Source organism: Bacillus sp. ISL-4 (genome assembly GCF_018613275.1).
Lineage (GTDB): Bacteria > Bacillota > Bacilli > Bacillales > DSM-1321 > Peribacillus > Peribacillus simplex_E.
Map to the genome: position 1 here is coordinate 1 of NZ_JAGGQN010000039.1, position 11,537 is coordinate 11,537.

Here is an 11,537-nt window from a genome sequence, read left to right on the forward strand (position 1 = left end):
CCATGCCGGGCGCACGAAAATGAGCTGCCTTTATGGCAGCTCCGATCCTCAGCTAATGCACCCGTTAGTTCATTAAAATAATGTATCTTCATCCCATATACGTTCCAAGATCACTTCATTAAAGTTATGAGTTATGATTTATAATCATAAGTCTTCCTTATGGTTTTAAATCATTTGTTCTTCAACTAACCTACCCTGTTCATTCAAGGAATACTACCACATTGGCTCCTCCTTGTTACTGAGTTTATATAGAAATGGCATCCAAACAAACACAAAAACATAAGAAACTAATTCAGAAGCTAAGATATAACCCTTAGGTACACCAAATGATACTAACGGTATCCAAATCAAAAATGGAGTAAATACAAATAGACTTAATCGGTTTCTTGATCTTTTTGAAACGTATTGGAATCCCTTACAGAAGGAACATTTTAACCTACTTTTAAACGTGAATATTTTTACAAAAGTTTCTCTCCATCTCCAATTATAACCACAATTCTGACAGGTTGGTATATTAAACTACCTCCTTTTTTATACATATCCCTACCATTATTTTAACATAAAATTACATTTCCTTATTCAACTAATCTGCCCCTTTGGTGCATTAGAAAAAGGCTGCGTCTGCAACCCTCCTTATTGAAGTAAAGCATCTTTGAGTTGTATAACCAATTTAAATCAGTTTAATCATTGTTCTCCTCTACCTTGTTTTTTTCATCATTTATTATCTAATTTATTTCTTCTTCAGCTATATGGCCCGATACATATAAAAGAACGCAATCCCTGCTTCGAGTGTTATTGAACAATCGCCTTAATCATATCTTCATCTTTAACCAACTTTATTTAAAGCAACAACTTTATTGTCATTAACATTATCAGGTCTTTTGAATCGGCCACCATCTTCCTATATAAAAATTATTTGGTAAAAAATGTAGGTTGATAGCATTATTTGATTTGGAATGTATTGTCAAATATCTTGTTTTGTAGTAACCTATCAGCGATTTAAATCGCACAGATCTAATAGCGGACTAGTCCAATGGCAGTAAACAGCTGTTACTATTCAATAAGGGAGGAATTGTAATGTCCAAGTTACACAAGCGTTGTTTTTCAATTGTCCTTGTCATGCTTTTGACCCTTGGCATCTTTGCACCTGTACAGACACAAGCAACTTCAGAAGGTGGAGGATACTGGGTCCCAGACGACAAGATCAAGAAGGCAACCGAACTGATGAAGCAAGGTAAATCCCTCGGGGAGCTTGAAATCAAACAAGATCAAATCCAGCAAAAAGAAGGCATTCAGACATTAGATGAATTGATGGAAGTAGACCAGCAGAGTAAAGCGACATACAGAGCGAACTTGGCACCTCCGATCAAGACGGCGGTCGGATGGGTACCCCCGGAATTTGACTATGATCATATTCAGACTGTAGATGAATGCCGGAGAAGTCCTGACAGCAGTTCAGAAACAGGGTATATCAAGAACCGTTATTCCTTCTGTTGGTCCCATGTGGCGACATATCAAGTCCCTGTAAAATGCATCGGAGGGATCTGTATAAACGCAGGGGTTCAATTTCAATTCACGGAAATAGGTTATGGTTCCAACCAAAGCCGGAACATGAGAATCTATTATACACTTGACGATATCATCGTGACCGATCCAGCTTTAAATGGAGCCAAGTTGAAAATCGATATGGTATGTGAATCGAAATTGAACGCAGGTGACTGTAAAGAGGATCCCGACTATCCACCGACGGAACGAACGATCGCTCACTGGAAAAACACGAACTTCGATACAGAAATCTTCACCTCAGAAGCGCCCCCAGCAACTGATTCAAATCCTGACCAGTTGGGATACATGGAATTTTGGCCGAAACTCACCCTTACCCATTCAGCAAGGAAATACAAAAAAAGCATAGATGGCATCAAACAGACCGTCCGTTATGACTCTGCAAAATACATGTTCGCTTTCCCTGATCAATATTTCTGGCAAGGAGCCGTATTCAGCAAAGCCACACCGGTCTTCAATGTCCCGATCACGAAACCGGAATTCGAAATGCTAACTGAAGCCGGCCAGCATTGGAAGGACGCTATGGACCACCCAGAACAGACAAAGCCTCAAATGGTTGGAAAGAAAATACCGGGAGTTGTAGGAAACAGCACACTGACACGGATGTATACAAAACGTCATCAGGAGGAATACAACCGTAATAGGAACAAGACAAGAAGGATTTGTGACCGGGAGTTCGGAGATGAGGATCGGACAGGAAAGCAATGTGACGAATATCCTTTCGCTTCCACCTGGGAAGGTTCATCGACGAACGGATCGGATAATTTTTCTGTAAAAATGATTTCCGCTGATTCGAACGGTGCTGCAGGGACATGGCTCGGTGCCTGGTACGCCTATGACCGGATTCTGGATGGAGATGCTTTTAATGTGGAGGTCGAAGCTCCTGAGAAAATCGCGACGATCCGATCGGAAGGTCAGCCTCAGGACGGCCAGGATAACCGATCAAGTGATAACTTCACGATCGGGAACATCCCTACTTACGCGACCAAGTTACAATGGAAAATCATCGACGGTCCTAAAGATGCAAAATTCGATGTCATGAAAGACATCAGCTTCGGTATCGACGAAACGATCTTCTATGATCTTTCAGACGGGTCCGATTCAGAAATCAAAACAAGTGAAGATTTCTACATCGCCAGACCGGAAAACACCGATGGAGAAAGCTTTACTGTCGAAGTCTATGCAATCCCTTAATAATAGAAGGTTAGTTGAATAAAAGACGTAGGCTAGTCAATAGAGCTTGGAGACTCCAATCTAAGCTCTTTTGACTAGGCATTTTTGCATTTTCAAGCGAGTTAGAAACACTCCTTAATTTATATCTGTATTAATTCTCTTCTACATTTAAATCTTCTATAGTTCTTGTTTCACTAATCTAATACCTTATTTCCATTTGGAAATCATATAGCATATCTCCCCTGCCATCATACTTTTTAAACCCTTTTTCTTTTATCTAAACTATGTTAAATAATATTGTTGATTTCAATAAAAAAATAAGGGAACTCCTAATCTATAGAAATTCCCTTATTTCTTTACAGCTCCCCGATTATGGAAGATTAGAGTTATTTGTCTGGATTTTGTAAAAAATCAATCATTTCTTCATAATCATATGTTTTTAAAACCAAACCATTTTCATCGAACACGATGAATGCAGGTTCTTTCTTTAATTCGAGTTTAGAATATTGCTCATTCAATGACTCATAAGATGATGTATTTGTTACTGGTCCCACATTGGTTATGTTGTTGTCCTATGGTAAATCCACTGTAATTTCTTTTCCAACAGCATATAGCGAATACCTGTGATCACCATTAGGTAAAAGATTTGGATGAATTCGAGCGAAATCATCTTTTTCATTCGTGCACGCTACTAGCATTGATAAGATTAGAAATATTAAACTTCCATATGTAATCTTTTTCATATTCGACTCCCTAACATTAATGGTTCATCAACAATCCCGACAATTCTGCCTCTTTACTAAAATAAACCAATATCAATCATATGGTAAATTGTAGTAATTTGAGCTTATCATGGCTTACCCCTGTTGAGAACAGGCAGCTATCAACAATCATTTTGCTTACCGTTGTATCATCATTCGATGCCTGATGCGGTCAAGGAATTGAAACCAACTCAAATTATGGTGGAGGTATTTAGTCTTTTTATCTCTTCAACAGAAGAGATAAACCTTTCATTTAATCCAGCTAACAAAGATTGTTTTTCACAGCTACCACTTTTATCCCCCTTTATGACAACTTTATTTCTTGTTTTTTCCTCCTTTGTATCCTTTTAAGAGAAAGAAGTATGTATTACAATATATCAATAGTTATAAAATGGGTTTTTAGTTAATGATTACATATCACTAATAGGGAGCTAAGTTATCATTTGAATCGTAATCATGGTAGTAACAATCTGCTTGTCGTTAAAATTTGAAAGAACCTTATTGCATATTAAATAAGGCCGCCCAAAAGGAGAAACTTAAAAATATTATTTTATCAGATCATAATACAATCTTATGTATTAAGTTTGTAATCAATTTTTTGAAAATTATTTCTTTTTTAAAAAGTAAAATTTTGTTCTTTCATGGAGGTTTTAATTTGGCTACTAGAGTACCATTTTCATTTATATTAGTTATTGGTTTAATGTTATTTGCTCTATTTTTTGGGGCAGGAAATTTAATTTTTCCACCAATGCTTGGTCAATCAGCAGGAATGAATATTTGGTCAGCAAATGCAGGGTTTTTAATAACAGGAGTTGGCTTACCGTTACTTGGTGTGTTAGCACTTGGTTTTTCGGGGAAAGATGATTTACAGTCGTTAGCAAGTCGGGTACATCCTGTATTTGGTATTGTATTCACAACCGTTCTTTATTTAGCCATTGGTCCTTTATTTGCTTTGCCTAGATCAGGAAACGTTTCTTTTGAAATCGGTGTAAAACCTTTTTTGTCCGAAAATTCAGGCCCTCTACCTTTACTTATTTTTACAATCATCTTTTTTAGCATTACGTGCCTTTTTTCGATCAACCCCGCGAAAGTTGTCGGAATTGTCGGGAAAATATTGACACCAATCAAGATAACGTTCATTGGAATCCTAGTAGTAGTTGCTTTTAATCATCCAATTGGAGATTTTCAAGCACCTGTTAAGAATTATTCAGTTCAACCATTTTTTAATGGGTTTAGAGAAGGTTATTTAACAATGGATACGCTCGCATCTTTTGTTTTTGGCATCATCATCATTAATGCCATTAAAGAAAAAGGTGCTAAAACAAAAAAACAAATTATGGTTGTTTGTGCAAAAGCAACTGGAATTGCTGCCTTTTTCCTGGCAACCATGTATTCAGCTCTTTCTTATATGGGTGCTTCAAGTGTAGGAAAACTTGGGCACCTGGAAAATGGAGGCACTATCTTAGCAAAAGTCTCGGATTATTATTTTGGAGCTTATGGTGGGATATTATTAGGATTAATGATTACAGTAGCTTGTTTAACAACAAGCGTAGGACTTGTTACATCTTGTTCTACTTTCTTCCATAAACTATTTCCAAAGGTACCTTACAAAACAATTGCTATTAGTTTATCTATTTTTAGTGCAATAGTTGCCAATATTGGGCTAACACAGTTAATTGCTGTTTCTATTCCTCTCTTAACAGCTATTTATCCATTAGCCATTGTATTAATTTTCTTGACATTTTTTCATTCTTTATTTAAAGGGAAAGCTGAAGTGTATCAAGGAAGCTTACTTCTAACATTTATAATTAGTTTATTTGATGGATTAAATCGAGCTGGTATACACTTTGCATCCATTAATAATTTTTTTAATGAAATTCTTCCTATGTATGATGTCGGACTAGGGTGGATTATTCCAGCAATTGTTGGAGGATTTATAGGGTTTAGCAGTAGCATACTGCGAGGGAAATTCGGTCTTAATCCCCCAACTAGTAGTTAAATAAATATTAAAATAAGGTCAACCATTACAGGTTGACCTTTTAAAATTGAATGTTGATGCCAGGAACCGACCTGTTTGCCCGTTCTTGAAGGGTCACCATAACAATCGTTTTAGGAATTAATCTACTAAAAAAGGCTTCTTAACGTACCCTTTTTTAGTACAATCATATTCTATTTATTTTTTACCTTAAGGGCCTTAATTACTTCTTCTGTTGTCTCAGCAATAAGGTCGTCGTTATAATCAGCATCTTTTTTATCACGACTTGAAAGTACAGCAAGAACAATAGGGTCTCCTTTTGATGGCCAAATGATCGAAATGTCATTTCGCGTACCATATGATCCTGCTCCAGTCTTATCAGCCACTACCCAACCTTTCGGCACTCCTGCACGAATTAACGCATCTCCAGTAGTATTTCTCTTCATCCAATCTATTAAAAGTTCACGTTTCTCAGTTGGAAGTGCATCTCCCAATGTAAAAGCCTGAAGACTAGTAGCAAGTGCTCTTGGTGTACTCGTATCATGAGTTTCACCAGGATTAACTTCATTTAAATCTGGCTCAAATCGCTCAGGGTTGGTAACATTATCCCCGATTTCCTCCAATGCCTTTTTAAATCCAGTCGGTCCCCCCAGTTGTTTAAGAATAAGGTTTCCAGCAGTATTGTCACTGTATCGAAGAGATGCATCAGAAAGCTCCTTAAGAGTCATCCCCGTATCAACATGCTTTTCTGTAATCGGATTATAATTAACAAGATCTTCACGTGTATAGGTAATTCTTTGATTAAGTTCTTCTATTGATTTCTGTTGTAAAAGTGCTCCTACAGCTAGAGCCTTATGAGTAGATACATAAGCAAAACGCTCATCTGGATGATAGGTTACTGTTTGGTTTGTACCAGTATCTAACGCAAAAACACCAAGTTTAGCACCAAATTTTTCTTCAAGCTTAGCAAAATCATGATTATTGGCAGTTTCTTGTTTTTTAGGTTTAGTTAATTCAGTATTAACGTTATTGTTTGAACAGCCTACAAGTGTTGCACATGAAAGAAATAGAACAGGCACAATTTTTCTGAATGCGGAATTACTAAAAATGTTGCTCAATGACTTCATAAGATTCAACCTCTTTCTAAAAAATATTTATTATGTATTCTCCTGGGATAGCAGCCGGATCTTTAACACTTGCCCCCTATCTTTTGTTCATGATGTATACCTCCTGATTATTTGATTAGACTCTTATGTACGAATTGAAAAAACCAAGGAGTTTTAACGGATTACATTTGTAGTCTTATTACATCTGTAGTACAGTATTACATATGTAATCAAATAAAGTCAATTCTTTATTTTTTCACCCTCAAGCCACTATAAATATGCTATATACCTGTTTTAAAAAATTTAAAAGTCAAGAAAGTTGGTATTGATGGACATGTTTTTAACTCATTTTATAATAGGTCTATTGGTGTCTTCATTTTCCATTACTGTTATTCTACTTATACGAAAATGGTTTGAAAGACAATTAACAGCAAAATGGTACTATCATTTGTGGATGTTTCTTTTTCTGGCTTTAGCTCTTCCATTCATACCTACTGATTTATATAATTTTAGTACCCTCTTTAGCGGTGGGGATACATATCAGACTAATGCACCCAGTTCTAATATGAAAATAACTGGAACTGATATGATACAAGGCCTCCACCTAATACAAGACTTTTCTGTATCGGTCAATCGGCCGGACCTGTCCTTACTTAATATTGGAGTGATAGGTTTATGGATGTCAGGGATGCTTTTATTTACCTTTACTATGGTTCGTGGATGGCTCACACTTAGAAGGATAAAGAATTATTCTTCTCCGTTTTCCAATCAAGAAGTTCTCGCGCTTTTCGAAGAATGCAAGAAAAGACTGCAGATTAAAAAATCTATAAAGATTGTTATTTCGAAAAGAGTCCAATCTCCAATGATATTCGGACTTTTTCAAACATATATCGTCTTACCTTCCCAGCATGAAAACTGGCTTAGCTTGAAAAATTACGAATATATCTTTCTTCATGAACTGAGTCACTATAAAAACAAGGATTTGCTGACAAATTACGTGATATTGTTCTATCAAATCATTTATTGGTTTAACCCCCTTGTCTGGCTTGCTTTTAGAGAAATGAGATTGGATCGGGAAATCGCATGTGATACATCTGTTTTACAGTTAATAGATGATAATTCATTTAGTGAATATGGAAATACAATCATTAATTTTTTGGATCTTTCAAAACGGTCAAGTAAGCTACAGATAGTGACACGTTTAAACGGTTCGAAGCTTCAAATCAAAAAAAGAATTGAACAAATTTCTGCCTATAAACATTCCACAAAAAAATCAATAAGAAAAAGCGTCTTTATTTATGTGTTGGCCAGTATCATTTTGACAATCCAATTACCTTTCGTCTCGGCATTTGCAACGGGAAACGACCGATACTATTTTAATAATGATGGAGTGGTTTTTGAGGATTTACATCAATTCTTTAAAGGGTATGAAGGAAGCTTTGTCTTATATGATCATAACGCACAGCAATATCGCATTTATAATGAAGAGAAAAGTACGTTGCGGGTATCACCTGATTCCACATATAAAATCTATAGTGCCTTATTTGCACTAGAATCAAATGTGATATCACCCGAAGAATCCACCCTTTCCTGGGATGGGACGGAGCAACCCTATGACGCTTGGAATATGGATCAGGATGTCTCATCTGCTTTACAAAATTCTGTAAACTGGTATTTCCAAGAATTAGATCGTAGAACAGGATTTGAAACAATACAATCCAATCTACAAGCGATAAACTATGGAAATTCCGATGTATCTGGGGAATTGGGTGAATTCTGGCTCGAATCCTCATTGAAAATTTCTCCAGTCGAGCAAGTCCAACTGCTGCAAGCCTTTTATTACAATCAATTGGGATATAAGGAAATGCATATCCAAGCTGTAAAGAAAGCCCTACGGTTAGAAAAGAGTGAGGAAGCTCGCCTATCAGGAAAAACAGGTACAGGAACAGTGAATGGAAAAAACATCAATGGTTGGTTTATCGGGTATGTAGAGACGAAGAACAATACTTATTTCTTTGCTACCAATATACAAAATGAAGATGATTCATCTGGAAGCAAGGCGGGAGAAATTACTTTATCAATTTTAAAAGATTTAGGAATCTATAAAGAAAATGGAGGGGAGAAAAATGGAGAAAAACATTCCTAGCATATCAGAATCAGAATGGGAAATCATGAACGTGCTTTGGGATAAAGCCCCTCAAACAGCAAATGACATCATAGCTTCCTTACAGGAGAGTACACTTTGGAAGCCGAAAACCATCCGCACTCTTCTCGATCGATTGGTTCAAAAAGATGTAGTAGGTGTCAATAAAAATCTAAGAGTTTACACCTTTTACCCGCTCTATACACAGGAAGAGTGCCAGCGTGCCGAGACTGAATCATTTATCAACCGTATCTATGGAGGTACCCTGAAATCCATGCTTGTCCAATACATTCAGGAAGATACCCTATCTGATGATGATATCAATGAACTACGCTTTATTTTGAATAAGAAACCTAAAAAGTAATAATATTAAAAAAGCGATTTGGGATTTTTCCAAATCGCTTTTTTCGGTCGAAATCGAAATAGCTGAGGACATATTTCTCATGTAATTACTAAACTCCCCCGTTAGTGCCATAAGAAAAAGGCTGCCCCAGCAACCTACCTTATTGTAGAGTTGACACAAACTTTGGAATAATGAAATCTAAAAATTCATGAATATTTTTTTGTCCTGTAATAAATAAATAGACTGTTTATAAGTTGTGTAATAGCTCCCAGTCCTAAATAAACAAAACCAAATATGGAAACTGCCATTCCTTCAAAACCTCCTACAACTAAAAGGCCAGATACAAAACTAATAATGCCTAAAAAGATGAAAATAAGTGGGCAAGCAATGGCTATTCTTTTTTTGTTCTTTGTAAGGGCTATTCCAAAAGTAACTAGAAGAATAAAGGTTATCAAGTAGCTAGTATAAGAAGAGAATATAATATCCATTAAATCACCTCTTTAGTAATGATTAGGTCAATAGCCTATTTAACCATTAAAATACAATTAGGTTATTTAAATACCAATAATAATTATTATTCTATTTTCATTATTTCGTATTTATGACACAGTACGAAGCCACTACTCTTACTGAACCAACCTCTCCCGTTAGTTCCATAAGAAAAAGACTACCTTAAAGACAGCTCTGATCTACAGCACCTGTTAATTAAAGAAATACATTATTAATGAATGAATTCCAGTTGTAAAAATGAGTAATACACCTAATCCAATGAAAACAACCCACCAGAACCAATAACTACTTATAAAAGGAAAAATATCAATTTTTCCTTCTTCAATCTCCTTTATACCCTTATACAACCACTTGTACTGAAACAAGCCAAAGTATAGAAAAATTAATCCGTTACAAAAACAAATGAACCACCTATCATTTCCTGCATTTCATCGAACTCCCTACTTTTTCATCCTACCAATTATCTTAGTATGTATAATGCTTAAGTAAATCTTCCCTGATAGTTGACTAAAGAAAAAGCTTAATAGACAGCTCCGATCTTCAGCTAACGCACTTTTTTGTTGAATAAACAATTTAAAATCCATTATCCTGGAATACAATTCTCATTAATTCGACGGCTATAAGGTAAACTAAACCAACAAATATACTAAAACCTAAAGCGAATTTTCTCCAAAGTCCTTTCTCACTTAGAAAAGAAAAAAAGAAAGATATAATGATTCCACATATCATTAATACACGAAAAGTTGTTACTCCAGGATCAATTACTCGTGTTATATTCGCAGCAAAGAAACAAATAACCAAGATAATTAAAGTAAACGAAATAACCCCTAAATATTTTTTCATGATTCCCCACCCTTCTCCTTTAATCCACTTTACCAAAATATTGTAAATTTGTATTTTTTTATTTAGTTATCTTAAGGGAAGCGATTCTTTTTAAAGAATAGCTCCCTTTAACAGAATAATTCTTGTGTTCTTCTATTAGCTGTTTTGTTGAAGAAAGATAAACAAATAGATAAAATAATTGAAAAACCTATTGCAACTGACGTAACGTCAGGTTTTATAATTTACTTGTCGACAAACAAATCGTACGAAACGAGGTGAAAAGATGACAAAAAATTTTTGGAAAATCGGTGAGCTTGCAAGCCAGTGTGGAATAACAGTAAGAACACTGCACCATTACCACCAAATAGGTCTATTAGTACCCTCTGAATTTACCGAAGCTGGTCATAGGCTTTACACAAAGGCCGATGCGTCAAAACTTCAGCAGATATTATCTCTAAAACAATTGGGATTTTCATTAGAAGAAATATATAACTTTTTTGTAAATCCTAATTATAATCCGATGCTCGTAGTTCAAGCTCAACTTGAAATCATAAATGAACAAATAAAGTTAAAGGAAAAGCTGCGCAAGGAGCTTGAACAACTACAAACACTAGCGTCATTAAACCAAAATATAAGTGCAGACCAATTATTAAAAATAATGGAGTTGATCCGAATGAGTGAAAGTAATTATTTAACACCAGAGCTAGTCGAAAAGATGAGAGCTTCTTTCAATAGTCTTACGGAAGAAAAAAAGTTAAAGCTGAAAAAGATGCTTCCACTCGTTGATGAGACACAAAAACAGGCTTTACAAAAAATGATCATAAAATAGGCATGATGGCGAATGCCATCTATAAAATGCCTCAAAAACCCGGTCTGAAAAAGTGCATTTTTTCGGACCGATTTAACCTTACACTCATTTACCTACTAATATGGTTAATTACTGCTCTTCCTCAACAATCTGGCCCAATTGTTGAATAAAGGTCAAATGGCACTCTTCAACTATCCTGCCCCGATCATAAAATCGAGTAGGAGGAGGCGCCTAGCCTCCGACCTCTCACACCACCGTACATACCGTTCGGTATACGGCGGTTCAGTTTAAGTCTGACGTAGTTTTGTATATCGTTCATATAGATTTACTAAC

Annotated in this window: 10 protein-coding genes and 1 pseudogene; 5 read left to right on the forward strand and 6 right to left on the reverse strand. The window is 35.8% G+C overall.

The genetic code is table 11. The features are described from left to right. Positions 1-213 precede the first annotated feature (213 nt). Positions 214-513 carry a TIGR04104 family putative zinc finger protein gene (locus J7J00_RS28955; RefSeq protein WP_214794509.1) on the reverse strand — a complete coding sequence of 100 codons (300 nt, stop codon included), beginning with the start codon at positions 511-513 and terminating at the stop codon, positions 214-216. Between the two features lie 564 nt (positions 514-1,077). On the opposite strand from J7J00_RS28955, the gene J7J00_RS21630 reads away from it, so the two are divergent. Further along, positions 1,078-2,757: a NucA/NucB deoxyribonuclease domain-containing protein gene (locus J7J00_RS21630; protein WP_214794495.1), complete on the forward strand. Its 1,680-nt coding sequence runs from the start codon at positions 1,078-1,080 to the stop codon at positions 2,755-2,757. 365 nt (positions 2,758-3,122) lie between these two features. Here the strand turns inward: J7J00_RS21630 and J7J00_RS21635 are convergent, their stop codons facing one another. Next, on the reverse strand, positions 3,123-3,290 hold the full coding sequence (locus J7J00_RS21635) for a hypothetical protein (protein ID WP_214794497.1): 168 nt from the start codon (positions 3,288-3,290) through the stop codon (positions 3,123-3,125). A gap of 265 nt (positions 3,291-3,555) precedes the next feature. Beyond that, positions 3,556-3,713: pseudogene (locus tag J7J00_RS28350) on the reverse strand (IS1595 family transposase); the annotation flags it as partial. A gap of 439 nt (positions 3,714-4,152) precedes the next feature. Here J7J00_RS28350 and brnQ point away from each other — a divergent pair. Then, complete coding sequence (gene brnQ / locus J7J00_RS21640) at positions 4,153-5,496, forward strand: branched-chain amino acid transport system II carrier protein (RefSeq protein ID WP_214794511.1); 1,344 nt, start codon at positions 4,153-4,155, stop codon at positions 5,494-5,496. A 170-nt stretch (positions 5,497-5,666) separates the two neighbouring features. On the opposite strand, the gene bla is transcribed toward brnQ, so the two are convergent. Then, on the reverse strand, positions 5,667-6,599 hold the full coding sequence (bla, locus tag J7J00_RS21645) for a class A beta-lactamase (protein WP_214794499.1): 933 nt from the start codon (positions 6,597-6,599) through the stop codon (positions 5,667-5,669). A 313-nt stretch (positions 6,600-6,912) separates the two neighbouring features. On the opposite strand from bla, the gene J7J00_RS21650 reads away from it, so the two are divergent. Both J7J00_RS21650 and blaI read left to right on the forward strand, forming a co-directional pair. Further along, complete coding sequence (locus J7J00_RS21650; protein ID WP_214794513.1) at positions 6,913-8,724, forward strand: BlaR1 family beta-lactam sensor/signal transducer; 1,812 nt, start codon at positions 6,913-6,915, stop codon at positions 8,722-8,724. Beyond that, positions 8,705-9,085: a penicillinase repressor BlaI gene (gene blaI, locus J7J00_RS21655; RefSeq protein WP_214794501.1), complete on the forward strand. Its 381-nt coding sequence runs from the start codon at positions 8,705-8,707 to the stop codon at positions 9,083-9,085. The genes J7J00_RS21650 and blaI overlap by 20 nt, the downstream gene beginning before the upstream one ends. Before the next feature lie 185 nt (positions 9,086-9,270). On the opposite strand, the gene J7J00_RS21660 is transcribed toward blaI, so the two are convergent. Together J7J00_RS21660 and J7J00_RS21665 are read right to left on the reverse strand one after the other, a co-directional pair. Further along, the gene (locus J7J00_RS21660) at positions 9,271-9,552 is read right to left on the reverse strand and encodes a YesK family protein (RefSeq protein WP_214794503.1); all 282 of its coding nucleotides are present in this window, start codon (positions 9,550-9,552) and stop codon (positions 9,271-9,273) included. Between the two features lie 595 nt (positions 9,553-10,147). Continuing rightward, complete coding sequence (locus tag J7J00_RS21665; protein ID WP_214794505.1) at positions 10,148-10,417, reverse strand: hypothetical protein; 270 nt, start codon at positions 10,415-10,417, stop codon at positions 10,148-10,150. Between the two features lie 262 nt (positions 10,418-10,679). On the opposite strand from J7J00_RS21665, the gene J7J00_RS21670 reads away from it, so the two are divergent. Beyond that, complete coding sequence (locus J7J00_RS21670) at positions 10,680-11,225, forward strand: MerR family transcriptional regulator (RefSeq protein WP_214794507.1); 546 nt, start codon at positions 10,680-10,682, stop codon at positions 11,223-11,225. Positions 11,226-11,537 lie beyond the last annotated feature (312 nt).